Origin of the sequence: Stenotrophomonas sp. ISL-67, assembly GCF_018612915.1 — a bacterium.
GTDB lineage: Bacteria > Pseudomonadota > Gammaproteobacteria > Xanthomonadales > Xanthomonadaceae > Stenotrophomonas.
The window spans coordinates 314,996-339,742 of the sequence record NZ_JAGGRL010000001.1; the positions used below are offsets into that span (position 1 = coordinate 314,996).

A 24,747-nucleotide genomic window follows, 5' to 3' on the forward strand; every position below is an offset into this window, starting at 1 on the left:
CTATACTTGCCGGTCATGCATTGCACATGGGCCTTCACCGGTCGGACCCCCATCAAATGAGCAGGTTGTTCAGAAGCATCGAAGGCGGGCGTTTGTTCCCGCACGGAAGCGTGGTCTGCATCGGCGCATTCGACGGCCTGCACCTGGGCCATCGTGCGCTGGTGCGGCATGCGGTGGCGCGTGCCCGCGCCCTGGGCGTGCCCGCCGTGGCCGTGGCGTTCGAGCCGCAGCCGCGCGAATTCTTCGCCAAGGGCGAGCCGCCGCCGCGCCTCACCCTGGCCCGCGACAAGGTCGGCATCCTGCGCGACCTAGGCATTGACGCGGTTGGCCTGCTGCGTTTCGACGCCACGCTGGCGGCGATGCCGGCCGAAGCCTTCGTCGAGCAGCTGCTGGTGCACCGGCTGGGCGCGCGCGAAGTGTGGATCGGGCCGGAGTTCTGCTTCGGCAACCGTCGCCGTGGCGACCTGGCGCTGTTGCAGGCCATGGGCGCCGAACGCGGCTTCACGGCCGGCGAAATCGAACCGGTGGACCTGCATGGCGAGCGCATCTCCAGCACCCGCATCCGCCAGCTCCTGCGCGAGGGCGATTTCGCCCGCGCCAACGACCTGCTCGGCCGCCCGTATGCAATCGGGGGCAGGGTAGTGCGCGGGCGCCAGCTCGGCCGCACCCTCGGCTTCCCCACCGCCAACCTGCGCTTCCCGAAAACGCCGGCGCTGTCGGGCATCTACGCCACCTGGGTGCACGGCGTGTTCGACCAGCCGTGGCCGTCGGTGTCCAGCTTCGGCACCCGCCCCACCGTAGACGGGGTGGAGCCCCTGCTGGAAGCGCATCTGTTCGATTTCCAGGGCGACCTGTACCGTCGGCACATTCAAGTTGAATTCGTCGCCAAACTGCGCGACGAAGAAAAGTTCCATGATCTGGCGGCGTTGACCGACCAGATGCACCGTGACGCCGATCAGGCCCGTCACATCCTTTCCGAACACAGATTGCGAGCCACTGCGTGAGCCAGGACTACAAAGCCACCCTTCATCTGCCGGCAACCGAATTCCCGATGCGCGGCGACCTGCCCAAGCGCGAGCCGGGCATTCTGTCGCGCTGGGAAGACGAGGGCCTGTACGCCCGCCTGCGCGAAAACGCGCAGGGTCGCCCGCTGTTCGTGCTGCACGACGGCCCGCCCTACGCCAATGGCCAGATCCACCTGGGCCATGCGGTCAACAAGATCCTCAAGGACATCATCGTCAAGTCGCGCTACCTGGCCGGCTTCGATGCGCCCTACGTGCCGGGCTGGGACTGCCACGGCCTGCCGATCGAAATCGCGGTCGAAAAGAAGTGGGGCAAGGTGGGCGTCAAGCTGGATGCCGTCGCGTTCCGCCAGAAGTGCCGCGAGTACGCCGAAGAGCAGATCGAGCTGCAGCGCCGCGACTTCAAGCGCCTGGGCGTGGTCGGCGATTGGGACAACCCGTACAAGACGCTGAGCTTCGACTTCGAAGCCAATGAAATCCGCGCGCTGTCCAAAATCTTCGCCAATGGCCACATCGTGCGCGGCGCCAAGCCGGTGCACTGGTGCTTCGACTGCGGTTCGGCACTGGCCGAAGCGGAAATCGAATACCAGGACAAGACCTCGCCGGCCATCGACGTGGCCTACGTGGCGCGCGACGCGGCGCAGCTGGCCGCGCGCTTCGGCGTGAGCCTGCCGGCCGATGTCGAGGTCGCCGTGCCGATCTGGACCACCACCCCGTGGACGCTGCCGGCCTCGCTGGCGGTGTCGCTGGGCGCGGACATCCAGTACGCCCTGGTGGAAGGCCCTGCCCACAACGGCAAGCGCCGCTGGCTGGTGATCGCCGCCAGCCTGGCCGAGCGCGCGCTGCGCCGCTATGGCGTGGAAGAGGTGCTGGCCCATGGCCATGCCGCCGGTGCCGCGCTGGAAAACCTGCTGCTGGCCCATCCGTTCTACCCGCAGCGCGACATCCCGCTGCTCAACGGCGCGCACGTGTCCGATGAAGACGGTACCGGTGCGGTGCATACCGCTCCCGGCCACGGCCAGGAAGATTTCGTGGTCAGCCAGCAGTACGGGCTGATGGACACCTACACCGCCGCCCAGATCAACCCGGTCGACGGCCGTGGCGTGTACCTGCCGTCCACCCTGCCTGCCGGCGACGTTGTGCTGGCTGGCGTGCACCTGTGGAAGGCGCAGCCGCTGATCGTGGACGTGCTGCGCGATTCCGGCGCGCTGCTGGCGTTCGTGGAAATCGTGCACAGCTACCCGCATTGCTGGCGCCACAAGACGCCGGTAGTGTTCCGCGCCACCCCGCAGTGGTTCATCTCGATGGACAAGGCCAACCTGCGCAGCGACGCGATGGCCGCCATCGACAACGTCGGCTGGTTCCCGAGCTGGGGCAAGGCACGCATCGGCAGCATGGTCGATGGCCGCCCGGACTGGTGCATCAGCCGCCAGCGCACCTGGGGCGTGCCGATCGCATTGTTCACCCACCGCGAAACCGGCGAGCCGCATCCGCGCACGGTTGAACTGATGCAGCAGGTCGCCGACCGCGTGCAGGCCGGCGGCATCGACGTCTGGTACGCGCTGGATGCGGCCGAACTGCTGGGCGACGAAGCGGCGCACTACGAGAAAGTCACCGACATCCTCGATGTCTGGTTCGACTCCGGCGTCACCCACGAAGGCGTGCTGCTGGAGCGTGGCTTCGGCAAACCGGCCGACCTGTACCTGGAAGGCTCCGACCAGCACCGCGGCTGGTTCCAGTCCTCGCTGCTCACCGGCGTGGCCATCGACAAGCATGCGCCCTACAAGCAGTGCCTCACCCACGGCTTCACCGTGGATGAGAAGGGCCGCAAGATGTCCAAGTCGCTGGGCAACGGCATCGAGCCGCAGGACATCATGAAAACCCTGGGCGCGGACATCCTGCGCCTGTGGATCGCCTCGGCCGATTACAGCAACGAAATGTCGCTGTCGCAGGAAATCCTCAAGCGCAACGCCGATGCCTACCGGCGCCTGCGCAACACCGCGCGCTTCCTGCTCGGCAACCTGGACGGCTTCGACCCGGCCCAGCACCTGGTGGCGCCCGCCGACATGGTCGCGCTGGACCGCTGGATCGTGCATCGCGCCTGGGAAGTGCAGGAGAAGATCAAGGCCGCCTACACCGGCTACAACATGGCCGAGATCGTGCAGCTGCTGCTGAATTTCTGCAGCGTGGATCTGGGCTCGCTGTACCTGGACGTGACCAAGGACCGGCTGTACACCATGCCGACCGACTCGCGCGGCCGCCGTTCGGCGCAGAGCGCGATGTACCACATCGCCGAAGCGTTCACCCGCTGGATCGCACCGATCCTGAGCTTCACCGCCGATGAGCTGTGGGGCTACCTGCCGGGCGAGCGCAAGCAGAACGTGCTGTTCGCCACCTGGTATGACGGCCTGGTGCCGCTACCGGCCGATGCCGCGATCAACGCCGCCGACTTCGACCAGTTGCTGGCCCTGCGCGAGCAGGTGGCCAAGGTGCTTGAGCCGATGCGCGCCAACGGTGCCATCGGTGCCGCGCTGGAAGCGGAGATCACCGTTGCCGCCAGCGAGGAAACCGCTGCGCGCTGGCAGCCGCTGGCCGAGGAACTGCGCTTCCTGTTCATCAGTGGGGATGTCAGCGTGCGCGCGGCCACCACCGATGAAGTGTTCGTCAGTGCCCAGCCGACCACCAAGCAGAAGTGCGTGCGCTGCTGGCACTACCGTGCCGACATCGGCAGCGTGGCCGCCCACCCGGAACTGTGCGGTCGTTGCGCCAGCAACGTCGACGGTGCCGGCGAAGACAGGAAGTGGTTCTGATGAGCGCCGCACGTCCGCGTCCCAGCGCACTGGTCTGGCTGCTGCTGTCGGCCGCCATCATCGGCCTGGACCAGTGGAGCAAGGTCTGGGTGCTCTCCAGCCTGCCCGAATACCAGCCGGTGGCCGTCATCGACGGCTTCTGGAACTGGTACCGCACCTACAACACCGGCGCAGCGTTCAGTTTCCTGAGCGACGCCGGTGGCTGGCAGCTGTGGTTCTTCACCGCGTTGGCGGTGGGCATCAGCGGGCTGATGGCCTTCTGGCTCTCGCGCACCCCGCGTGCCCACTGGCGCAGCGCCGTGCCGTACGCGCTGGTGATCGGCGGGGCCATCGGCAACGTCATCGACCGCCAGGTGCACGGCCACGTGGTCGATTTCATCCAGTGGTACGTGGGTGAGCACTACTGGCCGGCGTTCAACATCGCCGACGCGGCGATCGTGGTGGGTGCCATCGGCATCGCAGTGTTCGGCCTGTTCGACGGCAAGACCGAGAAAAAAGCGGGATAATTCCCTCCAGTTCCCTGTATCAACCGGCCCCGGCCGGCCGGAGTATCTGACCGATGGATGTGTTGCTCGCCAATCCGCGTGGTTTCTGTGCCGGTGTCGATCGTGCGATCGAGATCGTCAAGCGCGCGATCGAGACCCTGGGTGCGCCGATCTACGTGCGTCACGAGGTCGTGCACAACCGTTTCGTGGTCGATGATCTCAAGCGCCGGGGCGCCATCTTCGTCGAAGAACTGGACGAGGTACCCGATGGCAACACCGTTATTTTCAGCGCCCACGGCGTTTCCCAGGCCGTGCGCCAGGAAGCCGAGCGGCGCGGGCTGAAAGTGTTCGACGCCACCTGCCCGCTGGTGACCAAAGTCCACCTGGAAGTGGCCCGGCACTGCCGTGCCGGCCGCGACGTGGTGCTGATCGGCCACGCCGGGCACCCGGAAGTGGAGGGCACCATGGGCCAGTGGAGCCGCGAGCGCGGCACCGGCAGGATCTACCTGGTGGAAGACGTTGAAGACGTTGCCACCCTGGTGCTGGACCAGCCGGAAAACTTCGCCTACACCACCCAGACCACGCTGTCGGTGGATGACACCCGCGGCATCATCGAAGCCCTGCGCACCCGCTTCCCGGCCATGCAGGGGCCAAAGAACGACGACATCTGCTACGCCACCCAGAACCGCCAGGACGCCGTGCGCGACCTGGCCAAGCGCTGCGACCTGGTGCTGGTGGTGGGTTCGCCGAACAGCTCCAACTCCAACCGCCTCAGTGAGCTCGCGCGCCGTGACGGCGTGGAGAGTTACCTGATCGACGGTGCCGACGAGATTGACCCGGCGTGGGTGCTGGGCAAGCAGCACATCGGCCTCACCGCTGGTGCGTCCGCGCCGCAGGTGCTGGTGGATGGCGTGATTGCGCGCCTGAAGGAGCTGGGTGCCGGCAGCGTCGGCGAACTGGACGGCGAACCGGAATCGATGGTGTTTGCGTTGCCGAAGGAACTGAGGCTGCGCCTCATCTCCTGACGGTGACGGTCCGGTAGCGCCGGCCGTTGGCCGGCTGCCTTTCGGTCGGGGGGCATGAATACCTGACGGATGTCTTCGGATCGTTTAAACGTCGGAACAATCGCGGCAACCGATGCGCAGCGGTTTCGGACGCTTGGGCCGCGCTACGCGCGGTGTCCGGCCAACGGCCGGACCCACGAATTGTTACGTGGCCATTGGGATCGGGATCAATCGACCATGCGCGCTGACGGTGGCACGAATGTTGGCCACCCTCGCCGGTAGGGTCGCATCCCAATCGACCGCCGATAACAACCATCCGTGCGACGAAGGCATGACCTTTGGCCATGGGGCTGTACGCCACGCAGGTCTAGCATCGATCAATTCGAATGCCGGAACCCACCCCGATGAAACTGCGTGCCGCCGTCCTCTCCGTGCTTCTCGCCGCCACCGCCACCGGCGTGCACGCGCAGACACCCCCGCCGCAGGACATCGCCTTCCCCGGCCTGCTGCGCATCGACGTGGACGCCCGCGACATCGCCCACCGCATCTTCAAGGTCAAGGCCACGGTCCCCGCGCAACCCGGCCCGCTCACCCTGCTGTACCCGCAGTGGCTGCCCGGCGCGCATTCCCCCAGCGGCCCCATCGACAAACTCGCCGGCCTGGTGGTCACCGCCAACGGCACACCACTGGCCTGGAAACGCGACCCCTACAACGTTTACGCCTTCACCGTGGACGTACCGCAAGGCGCCAGTAACGTCGTAGCCGAATTCAAGTTCCTCTCGTCACAGGGCGCAGGGCAGGGCCGGGTAGTGATGACCCCGGAAATGCTCAACCTGCAGTGGAACGCCAACTCGCTGTACCCGGCGGGCGTGATCACCCGCAACATCCAGGCCCAGGCCAGCGTCACCCTGCCGCCGGGCTGGGCTTACGCCACCGCGTTGGACACAGAGCGCCGCGACGGCGACACCGTGGTGTTCAAGCCGATCAGCTACGACCACCTGGTGGATTCGCCGCTGTTCGCCGGTCGCCATTACCAGCAGTTCGACCTCGACCCCGGCGCCAAGGTGCCAGTGCACCTCAACGTCTTCGCCGACGATGCCAAATCGCTGGTCGCCAAGCCCGAACAGCTGCAGGCGCACCGCGCGCTGGTGCGGCAGATGTACAAGCTCTACGGTGCGCGACACTTCGACCGCTACGAATTCCTGCTTGCACTCACCAGCAAGCTCGGCGGCATCGGCCTGGAACACCAGCGTTCCAGCGAAAACAGCGGCGACACCGGCTACTTCACCGACTGGGACAAGACCTGGCTCGGGCGCGACCTGCTGCCGCACGAATTCAACCACTCCTGGAACGGCAAGTACCGCCGGGGCGCCGACCTGATCACCGCCAACTTCAACGTGCCCATGGGCGACAGCCTGCTGTGGGTGTACGAAGGCCAGACCCAGTTCTGGGGCCACGTACTGGCCGCGCGTTCGGGGCTGTGGAGCACCGACCAGACCCGCGACATGCTGGCGAATGTCGCAGCCACCTATGATCGCGGTCGTCCCGGCCTGGCCTGGCGCAACGTGCAGGACACCACCAACGACCCCACCATCGCCCAGCGCCGCGCATTGGCGTACCGCAACTACCAGATGAGCGAGGACTACTACTCCGGCGGGCAGATGGTGTGGCTGGACGTGGAAGGCAAGCTGCGCGCCTTGACCGGCAACAAGCGCAGCATCGATGATTTCGCCAAGGCCTTCTTCGGCATGCACGACGGCGACTGGAACGTGAACCCCTATACGTTCGAAGAAGTGGTCAGCACCTTGAACGGCATTGCCCCGTTCGATTGGGCCAGCTTCCTGCGCGAACGCCTCGACGGCCACGGCCCGCTCACCGGCGGGCTGGAAGCGGCCGGCTGGAAACTGGTCTACACCGACACCCCGAACGACGCCTTCAAGGCGCAGGAAACCCGCGCCAAGAACACCAACCTGTTGTACTCGGTGGGCGTGACGGTGACCGAAGCGGGTGCCATCACCGACGTACTGTGGGACAGCCCGGCCTTCAACGCCGGCCTGGCCCCGGGCATGACCGTACTCGCGCTCAACGGCCGCGTGTTCAAAGGCGAAGACCTGAAGGACGCCGTGGCCGCCGCCAAGACCGACAAGGCGCCGCTCACCCTGCTGGTGCGCAACTTCGACCGCATCGACACGGTGAAGCTCGATTACCACGGCGGCCTGCAGTACCCCTCGCTGCAGCGCATCGCCGGCAAACCGGACCGCCTCGCCGAGTTGTGGAAAGCGCGATGAGCCTGCGCCGCGACGTGCCGATCCTGCTGGCGGCGGTGGCCGCCATCATCGGCGCGTCGTTGGACGGCGACGGCCGCTGGCTGCATTGGATCGCCAAGCCGCTGGCCACGTTGTTGATTGCCGGCATGGTCCTACGTAGTGCCGGCCTCTGGCCGGCAACCGACGCACCCTCCGCCAACCGCACCTACGCCCGCGCCATCCTGCTCGGCATGGCGTTCTCCTGCATCGGCGACATCGCCCTGATGCTGCCGTTCGACGCGTTCGTCCCGGGCTTGATCGCCTTCCTGCTCGCGCACCTGTGCTACATCGTCGCCTTCCGCGCCGGCTTCAGGGCTGGGCGTGGGTTGCTGTTCGCAGCTGCATTACTGGCCGTATTCGCCGGCATCAACCTGTCCGGCCTGTGGCCGCTGCTCCCCAACGAGCTGCGCATCCCGGTAGTGGTTTACGTGATCGTGCTCGCGCTGATGGCAACACTCGCATTGGCGCGCGCATGGACGAAGCGCGCATCAACGTCATCCGTACCGGCAAGCGCCCGATGGGCCGCAATCGGCGCCGTCCTCTTCGTAATCAGCGATTCCGTACTAGCCTGGGACCGCTTCGGAGGCGGCCTCCCAGCCGCAACACTGTGCGTACTAAGCACCTACTACGCGGCGCAATACTGCATAGCCCGCTCGGTGCGATAACGGCTCACGCGCGCCTGGTGGGATGACTGGGGTTGGACGACTGGCGTTGCTGTCTGCATGGCGCGGCTGTGGTGGCGGCTTTACCTGGGCTGTTGGCATGGCACGGCTCTGGTAGGGGCGGTTCCCAAACGACTGCCGACCTTGCCGGTCACTGCGGTAACGCATGACCCCGGCCGGAGATGCGCTCTTGGCTCTCGCTCACTCCCCGACATCCCCCGCCGACTCACACCGCTTCCCTTCCACACACAACCGATCCAACAACGCCAACGCCACCCCATTGCTCCACCCAAACCCATCCTGCAACGGATACTCACCGCCGCCACCACCCCCAGCTGACCCATCCACCACATACTTCTCCACCAACTTCCCCTCACGGTCATAAACCGTCTGCACCGTCCGCAGGAACCGCACGCCAATCTGCCGCGCCAACGCATCCTGCCGGTACCGCTGCAACCCATCCACCGCCACCCACTGCAATGGTGCCCACCCATTCGGCGCATCCCACTGCTGCCCGGTATTCTCGGTGGTGGTCAACAACCCACCCGCACGGACCAACTGCGTCTCCACCGCTTCGGCAGTACGCCGCGCCTGCACCGGGCTCGCCACCTCCAGCCACAACGGAAACAACGCCGCAGCCGTGAGCGCAGGGCGGGGCGTACCACGTTCAAGATCCCGATCCGCATACCACCCCTGCCGTTCGTCCCACAGCAGCACGTTGATCGCCCGCTTGCGTTGCTCCGCCTGCCGCGCGAAATCCCGCGCCGCCGAACGTTCCCCCGCTGCGCGACTCGCCCGCGCAATCGTCGTCTCCAGATGGAACAGCAGGCTGTTCAGATCCACCGGCACGATCTCGGTGGTGTGGATACTGCCCAGTTCCGCCGGATGCACCAACCACCGCGAACTGAAATCCCATCCCGACTCCGCCCCGGCGCGCAGATCCCGGTACACCTGCGAAGGCGCCCGGTCCGGCACCGTTGCCGCCGTCGCCAGATCATCCGTCCACGACTCCGTACGCGGCACCGCCCGCGCATCCCAATACCGGTTGAGCAGGCTGCCATCATTCATCCGCACAACCCGCTCACTGGCCGCCCCCGGCGCCAGCCCTTCCGCTCCACGCATCCAGAACGCATGCTCGGTGTGCAGCTGCGGCAGATACCGGCGATACGCGTCATCGCCCTCATGGGTAGCGAGCAGATCCACCATCAAGCTGAAGAACGGCGGCTGCGAACGGCTCAGGTAGTAGCTGCGGTTGCCATTCGGAATATGCCCGTACTGGTCCAGCTGCCAGGCAAAGTTGTCCACCATGTCGCGCACCTGCTGCCAGCGCCCACTGGAGGCCAGGCCAAGCAGGGTGAAGTAGCTGTCCCAGTAATACACTTCGCGGAAGCGCCCGCCTGGCACCACATAGGGTTTGGGCAGCGGCAGCAGCGAACCGCGCGGGTCCACCGTCTGGGTGGTGCGGGTCAGCACCGGCCACAGGCCCTCGATATGGGCGCGCAGGGTCTCGCCTGCGGGCGGCACGTAGGCCGCACCTTCGACGGGCGCCGTGAAGTTCGCGGCGACAAACGCCTCCAGCGAGAAGCCCGGCTGCATCCGCTCAAGTTGCCACTTGTCCAGGATCACCCGGGGATCGGCCGTGGGAACGGCGTCCGCGAAGGTCTTCTGGTCCTTGAACAGGTGCGCGCCCTGGACCTGCTGGAACAGCGGCTGCCATTGCTGGTCCGGTGGCGCGGGCGGTGGCGCCGGGGCGGCTGATTCGGCCGCCGTCGGGGCAATACACAACAGGGAGGCAAACAGCAGGCTGGCCAGGCGGGTGCAGGGGCGCATGGGGCTCTCCAAAGGGCAACGGGCCCACTGTAGGGCCGGACGCGTCAACGCCCGGTGCCCCGAACGTCAAGCAGGCCGGGCGTTGCCGGGGCAGGGGTGCCCGCAATTGACCACCTGCGCCGCGCACCTTAGAATTGCCTGCTCAGCCGGAATAGCTCAGTTGGTAGAGCGGCGCATTCGTAATGCGTAGGTCGTAGGTTCGATTCCTATTTCCGGCACCAGATGCAGCGAAATGCCCCGGCCTTGGTCGGGGCTTTTTGTTTGCAGTGTTTCGACTCCTATCGGGATGAGGTCGGAATCGGTCCCTGCACAAACGCAAAGTCGCATTTGACCGGTCGAACGCGCCGCGTTCCCTGAAGTCAACGGGGGTGGTTGACTGTTAGGCCCGCCTGACATAGTATCCCGGCCAACAGAGCCAAATCCCCTCCTGACCCAGCGTCAGTGACGGTTTGGCCTTTTTTTTGCCTGAAAATCGGATCACCGGGACGTGACAGAAGCCGAGAAACCCACCATTGCGGTAAAGCCGTTCAAGGACTATCCCGATCTGGTCGACATCCTTGAATCGAGAGGGATGATCATCGGCGACAGAGACAGGGCGATACGTAAGATCGCACAGGTAGGCTATTACCATCTGTCGGGTTATTGGCACTCTTCCCGGCGTTTCTGGATAGAGCGCCACGAGCGGGGAAAAGTATTTCATCAGCTTGATGAGTTTCAGGCCCATACTTCATTCGAGGCCGTGTTCCAGTTCTACCTGATGGATAAATCGCTCAGGATGCTGATGGGAGATGCATTGGAGCGCATCGAGATCCATCTGCGGACCATCATTTCGCATGAATTGGGGCGACATGATCCTCTTGCCCATCTGAATCGTGCCAACGTCGTGAAGTCGGCGTTGGTGGCAAGACCGGGCGACCCCGCGGGCACGCTGCCGCTGTATGCGGGCTGGTTGGCGCGGCACGAAAAGTTGATAACGCAGAGTCACGAGGAAAGCATCCGTTCGCATCTCAAGGCGAACAAGCCAATGCCGATATGGGTTGCCAGCGAAGCGTGGGACTTCGGAGCGATCTCAAAGTTTTACAGCATATTGAGCCCAAATCACCAAGACAGCATCTGCGCACGCCTTGGCATCGTCGAGAGAAATGTTGTCGACAACTGGTTGATCAATTTGAATGTTGTGCGGAACCGCTGCGCGCATCACGCACGCTTGTGCAATCGGCCCAATCCGCGGGTACTCATGCTGCCTCGACGTGGCTATTTCAATGAGCTGCGTCTGGATCAGCGAGCGAAGGAGCGCTTCTACGGATTGATCGCGGTAGTCTGGTATCTGTTGAAGGCGATCGGGCCTGGCTCCCAGTGGTTGGCAAAGGTCGCGGATGTGATCGACGCGATGCCGCGCTTGCCCGGTCTGACGCCAAAGTCCATGGGCTTCCCTGACGAGGGTTTTCCGCGAGGCAAGTTTCCGATTACTTCAGGCCCAAGCGTAGTAGAGCCTGGGCTGGACCACGTCTGTGCTGCCACGCTGGAGGCGTTCGCTGTTTCGCGGGAGACGATCCTTGCATTTTCAGACAGTCCAAACGCATCTGAAACGAGGAAGCGCTTCGCGGACGGTATGCTGGACCTGATGACGGATATCTGAGCCAAACCACATTTTCAGTCAGAACATCGGAGTAGAACCCGTACGTGATGCAGTGTATGCGTTGCACCGGCTGAGCACCTTCGTCAGCCACGCGTGACTTACGGCACTACAGGGTGCCTATGCGTGTAGCCATGCTGCAGCGGCATTCATTGGAAGAAGTGCTCATGACCGCAGTCCGCGTATTGTTCTTCGCCATGACTCTGGCGCTGGTCGTCCCCGGCATGGCCCGCGCGACCACGGCCTCCGAAGCGGTCGCCAATGTCGAGCGCAATGCCCGCGCGGCGCATTCTGATGCCGTGCTCCTGAGGCAAGACGGAAAGAAACTGCTTGAGCTCAAGCCGGCCGCAGGACAGGAGCGGGTTCACCTGATGTCGGCGACCAAGTCTGTGCTGGCATTCGCCATCGTCCTGCTGCTGGACGATGAAAAACTTGCCTCCATCGACGAACCGGTCAGCAGCCTTTACCCCGAGTGGAAACAGGGGCGAAAGAAGGACATCACGGTACGCATGTTGCTTGACCACACCTCCGGCCTGCAGAACGTGGCAAACGCCGGCCAGGAGCTGGAAGGTGCGCCGGACCTGGTCAAGCTGGCGCTTGCCGCGGAACTGAGCGGCGAGCCGGGTGCCGTGTTTTCTTACAACAACAAAGCCACCAACCTGCTGCCTGGCATCGTCCAGCATCTGGCAGGGCAGCCGGTGGATGTCTACCTGGCATCAAGGCTGTTCGAGCCATTGGGCATCACGCAGTACGAGTGGATGAAGGACGACGCCGGCACGCCCTTGGGCATGGCAGGCTTGTCACTGAGCGCGCCGGATCTGGCAGCGATCGGGCAGATGCTGCTCGACCGCGGTGTAACCCCGCTCGGGAAGCGGGTGCTCAGCGAGCAATCGGTTGCGTTGCTCATGGCAGAAAGCGCGCGCTCGGCGGACGTGGGGCTGTTGTGGTGGCGAATACCCGCCTCGGAGCGATACCAGGCGAACGAGCGGATGAGCGGCGTGCTTGCCCAGCATGGTGTCAGCGCCCCGGTCCAGCAGGCACTATTGGCTACCCAAGGCAGGGTATTCGACAGCAAGGCCGCATTGATCGCCTTCCTGGCCGAGAGTCTGGGTCCCGACTGGCCGCAGCAGTACGGCAGCGAGGTCACCGGTCGCGGGCTCAAACTCGGCGATCTGTTCGATATCCAGCGTGGCCCGACCGTTGCCTACGCTGCCAACGGCTACCTTGGGCAATATCTGGTGATCGTTCCGGACAAGCGATTGGTGGCGGTGCGCTTGATCCATCAGCGCGACAGCCACACGGCGCCGGTGGACGATTACGCATCGTTTACTGCAGACGTCCTGAAGGTGGCCAGTACCCTGCGGTGAACCGCGCCATCAAATCCCTCAGAGAATATCGGCCTCGCGCGCGGCATGCTTGAATCGTTGTCGGCCGAACCGGCAGCCCTGCATCAGGCGAATGCCGAGATCGGACAGGCAACGCGCATCGATATCCAGCGGGTCGCACAGGGTTGTGATGGTTCGTACGCGATGCGTCGGTCGTAGCCTGTGCTAATGGGGCAGAGCGTTCTGCCGTCCAGCGTCACAGGTTGAGACAGGCGATGTCGTCACCCACGCCGGTGTACAACCAGCAATGTTCCTTGCCCAAAGCCAACCTGCAACTGCCGCAGGTAGCCACCCACGAATCCCGCGATTACTGCGCCCGCAGCGAGACGTGCCAAGCGGAGCGCGCCAGGCGCATGGGCGCGCAACCAAGGCAGCGTTGCAGCCATCTGCGCGCCCAGCAACAGCACCAGCACATCCAGGCCCACGGCATCCAGCACTGGAACCAGGGGCAGCAGCTGCGGGTTGCATGCCATCAGCACGATCAGCACGGTGGTTGCGGCGGTCAGTAGTCTGGCGCGTGACAGGGGGCGCATGATGGATATTCTCCGGGGCGGCATTCTGGTTTACTGGGGATCACGTCTGGCCAAGGCTACCCCATGAAGACCGCCGTTTTCAGTGCCCGTCCCTACGACCGCCATTTTCTGGATGAGGTCAATGCCCGCGACCATGCGGGGCAGGGCTTCGAGCTGGCCTACTTCGATGTGGCGCTGGATGGGTCGACCGCCGCGCTAGCCAAGGGCTTCGATGCCGTCTGCGTGTTCGTCAATGACCGCCTGGATACGCCGGTCCTGCAGGCCCTGCACGCGCATGGCGTGCGGGCGGTGCTGCTGCGCTGTGCGGGGTTCAACAATGTGGATATCGCGGCTGCGGAGAAGCTGGGTCTTTTCGTGGCGCGGGTGCCGGCGTACTCGCCCGAAGCCGTGGCCGAGCACGCGCTGGCACTGATCATGACCCTCAATCGGCAGACCCACCGCGCCTACAACCGGGTGCGCGAGGGCAACTTCATGTTGGATGGGCTGCTGGGCCGTACGCTGCATGGCAAGACGGCGGGAATCGTGGGTACCGGCAAGATCGGTCTGGCGACGGCGCGCATTCTTGAAGGCATGGGCTGCACGGTGCTGGGCTTCGATCCGTACCCGTCACCGGCATTCGATGCCTTCGGCGAAAGCGTATCGCTCGAAACGCTGCTTGCCCGTTCGGACATCGTCTCCCTGCATTGCCCGCTTACCCCGCAGACCCATCACCTGATCAACGAGGAATCGTTGGGGCTGATGAAGCCCGGCGCGATGCTGGTCAATACCTCGCGCGGCGCGTTGGTCAACACCGATGCGGTGGTGCGCGCGCTGAAGTCGCGGCATCTCGGCCACCTGGCCATTGATGTGTACGAGCAGGAAAGCGCGCTGTTCTTCCAGGATCTGTCTGGCGAGATCATCGATGATGATCTCTTCCAGCGCCTGATGACCTTCCCGAATGTGCTGGTCACTGGGCACCAGGGTTTCTTTACCGTTGAGGCGCTGCAGGAGATCTGCAGCATCACCCTGCGCAACCTGTGCGATTTCGCCAGTGGGGCGGAATGCCAGAACAGGGTGGTGGCTGCCTAGGCTGGCCCTGCAGGGCTCAGGCCAGCTTGTCGGGACACGTAGCAACCATCGTCGCGCTGTTCTGCACCGGTACCCAGGAGCGTGAACTGCCGTTTCGCGTGGTTTCCATGTACTTCTCTGTCACCTGGTAGACACGGAGGTAGCCACTTTTGGTTCCGCACCACTGGCTTACCCGGGTCGATCCCGGCTGCCACCGCGCATCCGTGGTTTTCGGCGGGTAGGAGAACTGCTCGATAAGGCCAGTAATGCCGGGCTGTTTGATGGCGTCCAGATACTGGATGCCTGCGGCACGTGCCTCGGTGGATTCCGAGGCGGCCATCGTCTGGAAGGTCGTGGTAAGCCGTTCGACAAAGGACGCCCTGTCGACGTCCGTTGAAACCTGAGTTACTGCGAGCGAGGTCTGTTCAACCGGTGCGGCTGCCGTGGCTGCCTCCGGAATAGAGGCCAGCAGAATCGTTCCAATCAATAGAGAGTTGCCAATCAACTTTACGTTCATTGAGACTTCCTGGTGTCTGGACGCGGGAACGGCAGCTCGGACGCTAGGTCAGTAACCGGGGGCTGTCAAATGGTCCCCGGTTACCGATCTTCCACTTCGACATACCGCACGACGGGCTTCTTGGGATTCTCGTGGACGGGCGGATCGTCGTTCCAAAGCGGGCGCAGGAGAATCTGGCCGGGAGTGGCTTCGATTCGTACGTGCACGCCCACCTCGAAGCCGAACTTGCGCAGCCAGGCCCCGCGCAGGGTGACCATGGGGTAGGGGCCGAAGTGGTCGCGGTCGTGCTCGCCCAGCTGGGGCACGGCGCGTACGTTGTGGTGATAGCTGGGGGTGTAGCGGGGTGTGCAGCGGGGTAGCAGCAGGACGACTTCGTCTTCGTCTTCGGGCCACTGGACGGGTTTGGGTTTCATCTTCGCTCCTCCAACAGGGAATGGCCCTCGCCGGTGAGGGCGAGGGCGTCGGGAGGTCAAAACCGTGCAAGTCATACGGCGGGCATATTCCCCGTGAAGGGTCTTGTATTAGCCGCCCTCCCGACATGGGACACCACTATTTTCGACTTGCGGAGTTTTGAGCTCCGGGGAGAACCTTGCCCATCGATGATGAAGACGCGAAATCGATTGTGTCTGTTGGGTTTGCGATTTCAGTAGGCTGTATCTACTGGTTGTCGGGTGTGGCACGGAAACGCGGGAATTGCGGCGTTCGTGTGTGAGCCAGGGCACAAAAATTGTTGGGTGCCGACGTGCATCATTTGGTTTGGAAGGTGTTTCGGCGCGTCGTAATCGGTCCGGTGGGTGCCGCGTGCTGGGTATGGCGGGCAAGATCAAGAGCGGTTTTGATCAGTTTTCATGCGTTACCGGGTGTGGGTGGTGCAAGGGCAGTCGTTTGGGAGCCGACCCTACGGCGCCGACGGCCCGGTTTCCGACGGCCGTGTGCCCGGCCCGGCAGTCCGGTGTTCGTTCGCGGTGTACCCGGCGGCGCGCGAGGGCGGGTTCGGGTGGGGCGGGCGGCCGGGGAGGGCCGGTGGTGCCGATTACTGCCGTGAACGATTCATGTCTATACATGATGCCCAAGCTGTGCCGATCCGGGCGGTCTGCGCGCAGTGCGACAACGTGTCGCAGCCATTTGCAGGCCTTTCCTGCGCCAGATCATTGTCAATGCCTTTCTTAAATGGTGCGTGACGGCATAAAATTAGGGGGCTGACATGAACGTCCTCCGTGCCGCCCCCCTGGGACCGGTACACCCGGCTTTGGCTGGCGGGGCGCGCGTGAGAAGGCATTCCCTACGCAATTGGATCGACCGATGATTCCGTTGAAATCCCTTGGGCGCTGGCTGCGCCCGGGCCTGCTGTTCGCGTTGTCCGTGTTCTTGACGGGCTGCAGCTCGGCCATTCTGGCCCCGAAAGGCCAGGTCGGCCATGACCAGAAGACCCTTCTGATCACGGCCACCGTGCTGATGCTGCTGGTCGTCGTGCCGGTCATCATCATGACCCTCGCCTTCGCCTGGAAGTACCGTGCCAGCAACACCAAGGCCCGTTACGAGCCGAAGTGGTCGCACTCCACCGCGATCGAAGTGGTCGTCTGGTCGATCCCGTGCATGATCGTGCTGGTGCTGGCGGTGCTGACCTGGCGCTCCTCGCACTCGCTGGATCCGTACCGTCCGCTCGAGTCCGAGGCCAAGCCGGTGGTGATTGAAGCCATTTCGCTGGACTGGAAGTGGTTGTTCATCTACCCGGAAGAGAACATCGCGACGGTCAACGAAATCACCTTCCCGGTGAACACCCCGCTGAACTTCAAGATCACGTCCGATACGGTGATGAATGCCTTCTTCATCCCGCACCTGGGGAGCATGATCTACTCGATGACGGGGATGGAGACCAAGCTCCACCTGATCGCCAACGAGACCGGCACCTTCCCGGGCATGTCCTCGCACTACAGCGGCGCGGGCTTCAGCAAGATGCATTTCGACGCCAACTCGGTAACCGAAGCCGAATACCAGGCGTGGCTGGCCAAGGTGCGTGCGCAGAGCACCCCGATGGACCAGGCCGCCTTTGGCACGCTGGCGGCCGACAAGAACCACGACTGGCATCCGGTGACCTACTTCGGTACCACCGAAACCGGTCTGTTCGATTGGGTGGTCGCCCGCCACATGGGTGACAACCAGCACTACGGCATGGACCACAAGGCCATGGACCACAAGGGGATGTCGCACGGTGCCGCTGGCGAAAGCCACGAAGGCCACGACATGCCGGCCGCTGCCCATGAAGGCCACGACGCAGCGGCGGCTCCGGCCGACGCCGCGGCTGCCGACCATGCCGAACACACCGCAGACGAGCACGCCGCCGCCGGTCACGCCGGTCACGCAGGCTCGGGAGAATAAGCATGAATCTGTTGGGTAAACTGACATTCGCTGACATCCCGCACGACCCGATCATCATCACCACGCTGATCGGCGCGGGGATCGGTGGCCTGCTCGTGCTGGCCCTGATCACCAAGTTCAAGTTGTGGGGCTATCTCTGGAAAGAGTGGTTCACCTCGGTCGACCACAAGAAGATCGGCGCGATGTACCTCATCGTCGCCTTCGTCATGCTGCTGCGCGGCTTCGCCGACGCCATCATGATGCGTGTCCAGCAGGCCACTGCCGCCGGCGGTGCCGAAGGCTTCCTGCCGCCGCACCACTACGACCAGATCTTCACCGCCCACGGCGTGATCATGATCTTCTTCGTGGCGATGCCGCTGATCACCGGCCTGATGAACGTGGTGGTGCCGCTGCAGATCGGCGCGCGCGACGTGGCCTTCCCGTTCGTCAACTCGCTCAGCTTCTGGCTGTTCGTGGCGGGCGCGGGCCTGGTGATGATCTCGCTGGGTGTGGGTGAGTTCGCGCAGACCGGTTGGCTGGCCTTCCCGCCTTTGTCGGGCAAGGAGTTCAGTCCAGGGGTAGGTGTCGACTACTACATCTGGGGCCTGCAGGTTGCAGGCCTGGGCACCACACTGAGCGGTATCAACTTCTTCATCACCATCTTGAAGATGCGTACCCCGGGCATGAAGCTGATGCACATGCCGGTGTTCACCTGGACCGCGCTGGTCACCAACGTGCTGATCATCGCCGCCTTCCCGGTGCTGACCGTCACCTTGGTGCTGCTGACCCTGGACCGTTACCTGGGCACGCACTTCTTCACCAATGACGGTGGCGGCAACGCCATGCTGTACATCAACCTGATCTGGATCTGGGGTCACCCGGAAGTCTATATCCTGGTGCTGCCGGCCTTCGGCGTGTTCTCCGAAGTGATCGCCACGTTCTCGCGCAAGGCGCTGTTCGGCTACAAGGGCATGGTCTACGCCACGGCCACCATCGGCGTGCTGTCGTTCATCGTGTGGCTGCACCACTTCTTCACCATGGGTTCGGGTGCCAACGTCAATGCCTTCTTCGGCATCACGACGATGATCATCTCCATTCCCACCGGCGTGAAGATCTTCAACTGGCTGTTCACCATGTTCCGCGGCCGCGTGCAGTTCACCAGCCCGGTGCTGTGGACGATCGGCTTCATGGTCACCTTCACCATCGGCGGCATGACCGGCGTGATGCTGGCGATCCCGGCCATCGATTTCGTGCTGCACAACAGCCTGTTCCTGATCGCGCACTTCCACAACGTCATCATCGGCGGCGTGGTGTTCGGCATGTTCGCCGGCATCACCTACTGGTGGCCCAAGATGTTCGGCTTCCGCCTCAATGAGTTCTGGGGCAAGGCCGCGTTCTGGTGCTGGTTCATCGGCTTCTACGTGGCCTTCATGCCGCTGTACATCCTGGGCTTCATGGGCATGACCCGCCGCATGCAGAGCTACCCGAACCCGGAATACCAGCCGCTGCTGGTCATTGCGATGCTCGGTGCGTTCATCATCGGCGCCGGCATCCTGTGCCACATCATCCAGGTGGCCGTGTCGATCCGCGACCGCAAGAAGACCGCCGACCTGACCGGCGATCCGTGGGACGCCCGTACGCTGGAGTGGGAAACCTCTTCGCCGCCGTCGTTCTACAACTTCGGTTCGCTGCCCAAGGTCACCGAGCTGGACGATTTCTGGGAACGCAAGCAGCGTGGTGAGGCGTGGGAACGCCCGGTGAAGTACACCGACATCCACATGCCGCGCAACACCGGCACCGGTGTGGTGATTGGTGCCTTCAGCCTGGTGTTCGGCTTCGCGATGATCTGGCACATCTGGTGGCTGGCCATCATTGGCCTGGTCGGCATGATCGGTACCTTCATCTGGCGCACCTTCGACAAGGACGTGGATTACTACGTGCCGGCTGCCGAAGTGGAGCGGATTGAAAATGAGCACCGCCGTCACCTGCAGGCGCAGGGTCTGGTGAAATCGGAGTTGCAGGCATGAGCAGCACTATCGCCAACACCGTGAACCACGGGCACGCCGCGCACGCGGCGGCCCATGGCCATGACGACCACGAGCACCACGACACCGGCGAGAACACCGTTTTCGGTTTCTGGGTGTACCTGATGAGCGACTGCCTCATCTTCGCCAGCCTGTTCGCGACCTTTATCGTGCTGGCCGGCGGCACCAACGGTGGCCCGGGTCCGAAGGACCTGTTCGACCTGACCTTCGTTGCGTGGGAAACCACGCTGCTGCTGGTGTCCTCGCTGACGTTCGGCCTGGGCATGATCGCCCTGCACAAGCACAAGGTTGGCCAGATGTACCTGTGGCTGGCCCTGACCTGGCTGCTGGGCTTCGGCTTCATGGTCATGGAAGTGTGGGAGTTCAACCACCTCATCCATGAGGGCTTCGGTCCGGACCACAGTGCGTTCCTGTCGGCGTTCTTCGCGCTGGTGGGCACCCACGGCCTGCACGTGAGCGCCGGCCTGCTCTGGCTGCTGATCATGTTCATCCAGATCAAGCAGAACGGCCTGACCCCGACCAACAAGACCCGCATGGCGTGCCTGAGCCTGTTCTGGCACTTCCTGGACCTGATCTGGATCGGCGTGTTCTCCGTCGTCTACCTGAAGGGAGCGCTGTAATGGCACATGACAATCACGCACACGACCACGGTCATGGCGCCGCTGGCGAAAGCCACGGCAGCGTCAAGTCGTACCTGGTGGGTTTCCTGTTGGCTGCGGTGCTCACCATCATTCCGTTCTGGGCGGTGATGAAGGGCGGGCTGCCGGTGTTCACCACCGGTGTGATCATCGTGGTGGCGGCGATCCTGCAGATCTTCGTGCACCTGATCTTCTTCCTGCACCTGAACCGCTCGTCGGAACAGCGCTGGAACGTCAGCGCGGCGGCCTTCACCGTGGTGGTGATCGGCATCATCGTCGCCGGCACGCTGTGGGTCATGCACAACATGAACGTGCACATGATGCATTGACGTCTGCGGACGTCATGCATGCAGAAAGGCCACCTTCGGGTGGCCTTTTTGCTGGGCGGCCGCTGCCGGCGGGCGAACCGCGTCTCGGTTGTTGCGACGCGGCTCGGCTATCCTGCCGCACAGACGACGAGATGGAAGTGGACATGGCCAAGCGGCTTACCGCCTACGTGTGCAGCGAATGCGGCGCGGAATACAGCAAGTGGCAGGGGCAGTGCACCGAGTGCGGCGCCTGGAACGTGCTGAGCGAGATCACGCTGGAAAGCGCGACGGCCGCCAAGTCACCGGCGGCGCGCCGCTCGGGCTGGGCCGGCAAGGTCGATGCACCGAAGATCATGGCGCTCAAGGACGTGCAGCAGACCGAACACCTGCGGGTGAGCACCGGCATCGGCGAGTTCGACCGCGTGCTCGGTGGCGGCCTGGTGGAAGGCGCGGTGGTGCTGGTGGGCGGCGATCCGGGCATCGGCAAATCCACCCTGCTGCTGCAGGCGGTGGCGAAGATGGCAGCGACACTCCCGGTGCTGTACATCACCGGCGAGGAATCGCTGTCGCAGGTGGCCGGCCGCGCGGTGCGGCTGGACCTGCCGCTGGACAACGTCAACGCACTGGCCGAAACCCAGGTGGAAGCAATCCTGCAGCACGCCAGCGCGGCGCGGCCGAAGCTGATCGTGGCCGACTCCGTGCAGACGCTGTGGACCGAATCGCTGACCGCCGCCCCGGGCTCGGTGAGCCAGGTGCGCGAGAGTGCCGCACGGCTGGTGCGCTTTGCCAAGGAAACCGGCACGGCCGTGTTCCTGGTCGGGCACGTGACCAAGGAGGGCGGCATTGCCGGCCCACGCGTGCTCGAGCACATGGTGGATGCGGTGCTGTATTTCGAAGGCGAGAGCGGCAGCCGCTTCCGCCTGCTGCGCGCGTTCAAGAACCGCTTCGGCGCGGTGAACGAGCTGGGCGTGTTCGCGATGGGCGAGAAGGGATTGAAGGAAGTGTCCAACCCTTCGGCAATCTTCCTGTCCGGCGGCAGCACCCGTCAGCCGGGCAGCTGCGTGATGGTCACCCGTGAAGGCACCCGGCCGCTGCTGGTGGAAGTGCAGGCGCTGGTGGATGCCTCGCCGCTGTCCAACCCACGCCGGGTGGCGGTGGGCCTGGAGCAGAACCGGCTGGCGATGCTGCTGGCGGTGCTGCACCGCCACGGCGGCGTGCTGGTGGGCGACCAGGACGTGTTCGTGAACGTGGTGGGCGGTATCCGTGTGCAGGAAACCGCTGTGGACCTGCCGGTGCTCCTGGCGGTGCTGTCCTCGCTGCAGGACCGGCCGCTGGCGGAGAAGACGATTGCCTTTGGCGAAGTGGGCCTCTCCGGCGAGATCCGCCCGGTGCCGAACGGCGAGGATCGCCTGCGCGAAGCAGCCACGCATGGTTTCAAGCGCGCCATCGTGCCGAAGGCGAACGCGCCGAAGACCGGGAGTGTGAAGGGGATGGAGGTGATCGCAGTGGAGCGATTGTCCGAGGCCATCGACGCGATCTGAGGTGGTGAATCAGGTGCCGGCAGTTCTCATCGGTCGGCGAACCCCGTTGGTAGGATCGGTTCCCGAACGATCGCACTTGGTGTTGATCGGTGCTGGGACGCATGACCTCTACCAGAGAGGCGCCCTTCGTTCCGGGGTCATGCGTTACTGGACGTTGCACGCTCCATGGCAGTGGTGCTCCTTCGCATCCTGCGAACGCACCACTTGTGCATCCATGCACGTCGTCGTTTGGGAACCGCCCCTACCAACAGCGTCCCGCCTTACCGCGTATGCCCGAACACCAGTTCAATCGCGAACTGGCTGCCAAAAAACGCCAGCAGCAGCAGCGCCATCGCCGTCAGCGTCCAATGCACCGCTTTGGCGCCCCGCCAGCCATACCGGCGGCGGCCGATCAGCAGGGTGCCGAACACGATCCACGACAGCACGCTCAGCACCGTCTTGTGCACCAGCTTCTGCGCCAGCAGGTCATCCACAAACAGCACGCCGGTGACCAGGGTCAGGGTGAGCAGTGCAAAGCCCACCGCGATTACCCGGAACAGCAGCGATTCCAGGTCCGCCAGCGGCGGCAGGGCGCGCAGCCACGGGCGGAAATCGCGGCGGCGCAGGGCGCGTTCCTGCAGCCACAGCATGATTGCCAGCAGCGCGGCCACGCTCAGGGTGGCGTAGGCCAGCAGCGCCATCCAGGCGTGGGTGGCCAGCTGCCAGCCCAGCGGGCGGCTCGGCGCATGCCCGTAGCCGTGATAGACGCACAGCACCGCGGCGGCCATCGGGAACACCAGCACGCCCAGCGCGGCCATGCGCCCGCGCGCGGCCACCAGCGAGGTCAGCCAGGCCATGCCGAGACCCACCAGCGACAGCGCCGCGAAGAAGTGCATGTCCGGCCCGCCGCTGGTGTGCATGGCCACCAGCGCGTGGTAACTGCCATGCAGGACCATGGCCGGAAGCGCCGGCCACAGCCAGGTGGGCGTGCGGGCGGCGTCATCGCGCACCACCGCGCGCACCAGCAGGGCGGTGGCGGCCAGGTAGAGCAGGGTCGCGATGAGAACGATTGTCATCGTGTCAGTTTCGCACACCACGGGCCGGTAGTGCCGGGCTCTGCCCGGCAACGCGGACCCCGGCCGAACCGAAGGAGCACCTGCGGGACCCGCTATACTGTAGATCTCATTGTCTTTCGTTCTGAACAGGTTGCCTCCATGTTCGAGTCCCTGACCCAGCGCCTCTCCGGCACCATCGAGCGGCTGCGTGGCCGCGGTCGCCTCACCGAGGAAAACATCCGCGAGGCCACCCGCGAAGTCCGCATCGCGCTGCTGGAGGCCGACGTCGCCCTGCCGGTTGTGCAGGCGCTGGTCGAGCGCATCAAGGTGCGCGCGGTCGGTCAGGAAGTGCTCAAGTCGCTGACCCCGGGCCAGGCGCTGATCAAGGTGGTGCGCGACGAGCTCACCGCCGTGATGGGCTCGGCCGCCTCGGACCTGAACCTCAATGTGCCGGCCCCGGCCATCATCCTGATGGCCGGCCTGCAGGGTGCGGGCAAGACCACTACGGTGGGCAAGCTGGCCAAGCACCTGAAGGAAAAGCGCAAGAAGAAGGTGATGGTGGTGTCGGCCGACGTCTACCGTCCGGCCGCGATCGAGCAGCTCAAGACCCTGGCCGCCCAGGCCGGCGTGCTGTTCTTCCCGTCCAGCGCCGACCAGAAGCCCGACGCCATCGTGCGCGCGGCCATCGATGATGCGCGCAGGTCGTTCGTGGACGTGCTGCTGGTCGATACCGCCGGCCGCCTGGCCATCGACGAAGCGATGATGGCCGAGATCAAGGCCCTGCACGCGGCGGTCAACCCGGCCGAAACGCTGTTCGTGGTCGATGCCATGACCGGCCAGGACGCGGCCAATACCGCCAAGGCCTTCGGTGAAGCGCTGCCGCTGACCGGCGTGGTGCTGACCAAGACCGACGGCGACGCCCGTGGCGGTGCCGCGCTGAGCGTGCGTTACATCACCGGCAAGCCGATCAAGTTCGTCGGCGTCAGCGAAAAGCTCGACGGCCTGGACGTGTTCCACCCGGACCGTATCGCCAGCCGCATCCTGGACATGGGCGACGTGCTGTCGCTGGTGGAACAGGTCGAGCAGCAGGTCGACAAGGACAAGGCGCAGAAGCTGGCCGAGAAGGTCGCCAAGGGCAAGAAGTTCGACCTGAACGACATGCGCGACCAGCTGGAGCAGATGCAGAACATGGGCGGCATCGGCGGCCTGATGGACAAGCTGCCGGGCCTGGGCCAGATCCCCGAGCACCTCAAGCAGCAGGTCAGCCAGGGCAAGGAAGTGCCGCGCATGATCGCCATCATCAATTCGATGACCAGGAAGGAACGCCGCAACCCGGGCCTGCTCAACGGCTCGCGCCGCGCCCGCATCGCGCGCGGTTCCGGCCTGACCCCGGCCGACGTCAACAAGCTGATGAAGCAGTACCAGCAGATGGAAAAGATGATGAGCAAGATGGCCGGCGGCGGCATGAAGGGCATGATGCGCAGCATGAAGGGCATGAAGGGCATGATGGGCGCCATGGGTGGCCGCGGCGGCCTGCCCTTCCGCTGAGCCCGCGCCACGCGCGTCATGGCCGGGATGGCGATGAC

At 64.4% G+C, this 24,747-nt stretch carries 20 protein-coding genes and 1 tRNA gene; 16 read left to right on the forward strand and 5 right to left on the reverse strand.

Features of this window, described 5'->3' with window-relative positions; genetic code table 11:
* Positions 1-56: 56 nt before the first annotated feature.
* The 6 genes from J7J08_RS01645 to J7J08_RS01670 all read left to right on the forward strand — a co-directional run bounded on the left by J7J08_RS01645 (position 57) and on the right by J7J08_RS01670 (position 8,292).
* Positions 57-1,004 (forward strand): bifunctional riboflavin kinase/FAD synthetase, encoded by a 948-nt coding sequence (locus J7J08_RS01645; RefSeq protein ID WP_214900890.1) that lies wholly within the window; start codon positions 57-59, stop codon positions 1,002-1,004.
* On the forward strand, positions 1,001-3,832 hold the full coding sequence (gene ileS / locus J7J08_RS01650) for an isoleucine--tRNA ligase (RefSeq protein ID WP_214900899.1): 2,832 nt from the start codon (positions 1,001-1,003) through the stop codon (positions 3,830-3,832). The genes J7J08_RS01645 and ileS overlap by 4 nt, the downstream gene beginning before the upstream one ends.
* The gene (gene lspA, locus J7J08_RS01655; protein WP_214900901.1) at positions 3,832-4,338 is read left to right on the forward strand and encodes a signal peptidase II; all 507 of its coding nucleotides are present in this window, start codon (positions 3,832-3,834) and stop codon (positions 4,336-4,338) included. Before ileS ends, lspA begins: the two co-directional genes overlap by 1 nt.
* 53 nt (positions 4,339-4,391) lie before the next feature.
* Positions 4,392-5,342, forward strand: a complete 951-nt coding sequence (gene ispH / locus J7J08_RS01660) for a 4-hydroxy-3-methylbut-2-enyl diphosphate reductase (RefSeq protein WP_214900903.1) — start codon at positions 4,392-4,394, stop codon at positions 5,340-5,342.
* A gap of 383 nt (positions 5,343-5,725) precedes the next feature.
* Positions 5,726-7,609 carry a peptidase M61 gene (locus J7J08_RS01665; RefSeq protein ID WP_214900904.1) on the forward strand — a complete coding sequence of 628 codons (1,884 nt, stop codon included), beginning with the start codon at positions 5,726-5,728 and terminating at the stop codon, positions 7,607-7,609.
* Positions 7,606-8,292, forward strand: a complete 687-nt coding sequence (locus J7J08_RS01670) for a lysoplasmalogenase (RefSeq protein WP_214900906.1) — start codon at positions 7,606-7,608, stop codon at positions 8,290-8,292. Before J7J08_RS01665 ends, J7J08_RS01670 begins: the two co-directional genes overlap by 4 nt.
* Before the next feature lie 198 nt (positions 8,293-8,490).
* On the opposite strand, the gene treA is transcribed toward J7J08_RS01670, so the two are convergent.
* On the reverse strand, positions 8,491-10,119 hold the full coding sequence (gene treA / locus J7J08_RS01675; protein ID WP_214901573.1) for an alpha,alpha-trehalase TreA: 1,629 nt from the start codon (positions 10,117-10,119) through the stop codon (positions 8,491-8,493).
* A 145-nt stretch (positions 10,120-10,264) separates the two neighbouring features.
* On the opposite strand from treA, the gene J7J08_RS01680 reads away from it, so the two are divergent.
* The 3 genes from J7J08_RS01680 (at position 10,265) to J7J08_RS01690 (ending at position 13,122) form a co-directional block, all read left to right on the forward strand.
* Positions 10,265-10,340, forward strand: a tRNA-Thr gene (locus J7J08_RS01680).
* Positions 10,341-10,606: 266 nt separating this feature from the next.
* Entirely contained in the window at positions 10,607-11,758 is a 1,152-nt protein-coding gene (locus J7J08_RS01685; RefSeq protein ID WP_214900908.1) for an Abi family protein, read from the forward strand.
* Between the two features lie 164 nt (positions 11,759-11,922).
* Positions 11,923-13,122, forward strand: a complete 1,200-nt coding sequence (locus J7J08_RS01690) for a serine hydrolase (RefSeq protein WP_251006342.1) — start codon at positions 11,923-11,925, stop codon at positions 13,120-13,122.
* 239 nt (positions 13,123-13,361) lie between these two features.
* Here J7J08_RS01690 and J7J08_RS01695 read toward each other — a convergent pair whose 3' ends face one another.
* Positions 13,362-13,673 (reverse strand): hypothetical protein, encoded by a 312-nt coding sequence (locus tag J7J08_RS01695; RefSeq protein WP_214900910.1) that lies wholly within the window; start codon positions 13,671-13,673, stop codon positions 13,362-13,364.
* 63 nt (positions 13,674-13,736) lie between these two features.
* On the opposite strand from J7J08_RS01695, the gene J7J08_RS01700 reads away from it, so the two are divergent.
* Positions 13,737-14,741 (forward strand): 2-hydroxyacid dehydrogenase, encoded by a 1,005-nt coding sequence (locus J7J08_RS01700; protein ID WP_214900912.1) that lies wholly within the window; start codon positions 13,737-13,739, stop codon positions 14,739-14,741.
* A 16-nt stretch (positions 14,742-14,757) separates the two neighbouring features.
* On the opposite strand, the gene J7J08_RS01705 is transcribed toward J7J08_RS01700, so the two are convergent.
* A complete protein-coding gene (locus J7J08_RS01705) occupies positions 14,758-15,237 on the reverse strand; it encodes a hypothetical protein (RefSeq protein WP_214900914.1) in 480 nt (159 codons plus the stop codon).
* An 80-nt stretch (positions 15,238-15,317) separates the two neighbouring features.
* Positions 15,318-15,650 (reverse strand): SymE family type I addiction module toxin, encoded by a 333-nt coding sequence (locus J7J08_RS01710; RefSeq protein ID WP_214900921.1) that lies wholly within the window; start codon positions 15,648-15,650, stop codon positions 15,318-15,320.
* Between the two features lie 889 nt (positions 15,651-16,539).
* Between J7J08_RS01710 and cyoA the strand changes: the two genes are divergently transcribed.
* The 5 genes from cyoA to radA all read left to right on the forward strand — a co-directional run bounded on the left by cyoA (position 16,540) and on the right by radA (position 22,127).
* Positions 16,540-17,616: a ubiquinol oxidase subunit II gene (gene cyoA, locus J7J08_RS01715; protein WP_214900922.1), complete on the forward strand. Its 1,077-nt coding sequence runs from the start codon at positions 16,540-16,542 to the stop codon at positions 17,614-17,616.
* A gap of 8 nt (positions 17,617-17,624) precedes the next feature.
* Positions 17,625-19,622: a cytochrome o ubiquinol oxidase subunit I gene (gene cyoB / locus J7J08_RS01720; protein WP_214901577.1), complete on the forward strand. Its 1,998-nt coding sequence runs from the start codon at positions 17,625-17,627 to the stop codon at positions 19,620-19,622.
* The gene (gene cyoC, locus J7J08_RS01725) at positions 19,619-20,260 is read left to right on the forward strand and encodes a cytochrome o ubiquinol oxidase subunit III (protein WP_214900923.1); all 642 of its coding nucleotides are present in this window, start codon (positions 19,619-19,621) and stop codon (positions 20,258-20,260) included. The genes cyoB and cyoC overlap by 4 nt, the downstream gene beginning before the upstream one ends.
* Positions 20,260-20,607 (forward strand): cytochrome o ubiquinol oxidase subunit IV, encoded by a 348-nt coding sequence (gene cyoD / locus J7J08_RS01730; protein ID WP_214900924.1) that lies wholly within the window; start codon positions 20,260-20,262, stop codon positions 20,605-20,607. Before cyoC ends, cyoD begins: the two co-directional genes overlap by 1 nt.
* Before the next feature lie 143 nt (positions 20,608-20,750).
* Positions 20,751-22,127 carry a DNA repair protein RadA gene (gene radA, locus J7J08_RS01735; RefSeq protein WP_214900925.1) on the forward strand — a complete coding sequence of 459 codons (1,377 nt, stop codon included), beginning with the start codon at positions 20,751-20,753 and terminating at the stop codon, positions 22,125-22,127.
* 260 nt (positions 22,128-22,387) lie between these two features.
* On the opposite strand, the gene ccsA is transcribed toward radA, so the two are convergent.
* The gene (ccsA, locus tag J7J08_RS01740) at positions 22,388-23,182 is read right to left on the reverse strand and encodes a cytochrome c biogenesis protein CcsA (RefSeq protein ID WP_214900930.1); all 795 of its coding nucleotides are present in this window, start codon (positions 23,180-23,182) and stop codon (positions 22,388-22,390) included.
* Positions 23,183-23,320: 138 nt separating this feature from the next.
* Between ccsA and ffh the strand changes: the two genes are divergently transcribed.
* Complete coding sequence (ffh, locus tag J7J08_RS01745; protein WP_214900932.1) at positions 23,321-24,709, forward strand: signal recognition particle protein; 1,389 nt, start codon at positions 23,321-23,323, stop codon at positions 24,707-24,709.
* The last annotated feature ends 38 nt before the right edge of the window (positions 24,710-24,747 follow it).

Bases quoted from the DNA above. Each gene is read 5' to 3' on its own strand.
- J7J08_RS01645 (WP_214900890.1), top strand. From the start codon at position 57: ATGAGCAGGTTGTTCAGAAGCATCGAAGGCGGGCGTTTGTTCCCGCAC.
- lspA (WP_214900901.1), top strand. From the start codon at position 3,832: ATGAGCGCCGCACGTCCGCGTCCCAGCGCACTGGTCTGGCTGCTGCTG.
- ispH (WP_214900903.1), top strand. From the start codon at position 4,392: ATGGATGTGTTGCTCGCCAATCCGCGTGGTTTCTGTGCCGGTGTCGAT.
- J7J08_RS01665 (WP_214900904.1), top strand. From the start codon at position 5,726: ATGAAACTGCGTGCCGCCGTCCTCTCCGTGCTTCTCGCCGCCACCGCC.
- J7J08_RS01670 (WP_214900906.1), top strand. From the start codon at position 7,606: ATGAGCCTGCGCCGCGACGTGCCGATCCTGCTGGCGGCGGTGGCCGCC.
- treA (WP_214901573.1), bottom strand. From the start codon at position 10,119: ATGCGCCCCTGCACCCGCCTGGCCAGCCTGCTGTTTGCCTCCCTGTTG.
- J7J08_RS01690 (WP_251006342.1), top strand. From the start codon at position 11,923: ATGACCGCAGTCCGCGTATTGTTCTTCGCCATGACTCTGGCGCTGGTC.
- J7J08_RS01695 (WP_214900910.1), bottom strand. From the start codon at position 13,673: ATGCGCCCCCTGTCACGCGCCAGACTACTGACCGCCGCAACCACCGTG.
- J7J08_RS01700 (WP_214900912.1), top strand. From the start codon at position 13,737: ATGAAGACCGCCGTTTTCAGTGCCCGTCCCTACGACCGCCATTTTCTG.
- J7J08_RS01705 (WP_214900914.1), bottom strand. From the start codon at position 15,237: ATGAACGTAAAGTTGATTGGCAACTCTCTATTGATTGGAACGATTCTG.
- J7J08_RS01710 (WP_214900921.1), bottom strand. From the start codon at position 15,650: ATGAAACCCAAACCCGTCCAGTGGCCCGAAGACGAAGACGAAGTCGTC.
- cyoA (WP_214900922.1), top strand. From the start codon at position 16,540: ATGATTCCGTTGAAATCCCTTGGGCGCTGGCTGCGCCCGGGCCTGCTG.
- cyoC (WP_214900923.1), top strand. From the start codon at position 19,619: ATGAGCAGCACTATCGCCAACACCGTGAACCACGGGCACGCCGCGCAC.
- cyoD (WP_214900924.1), top strand. From the start codon at position 20,260: ATGGCACATGACAATCACGCACACGACCACGGTCATGGCGCCGCTGGC.
- radA (WP_214900925.1), top strand. From the start codon at position 20,751: ATGGCCAAGCGGCTTACCGCCTACGTGTGCAGCGAATGCGGCGCGGAA.
- ccsA (WP_214900930.1), bottom strand. From the start codon at position 23,182: ATGACAATCGTTCTCATCGCGACCCTGCTCTACCTGGCCGCCACCGCC.
- ffh (WP_214900932.1), top strand. From the start codon at position 23,321: ATGTTCGAGTCCCTGACCCAGCGCCTCTCCGGCACCATCGAGCGGCTG.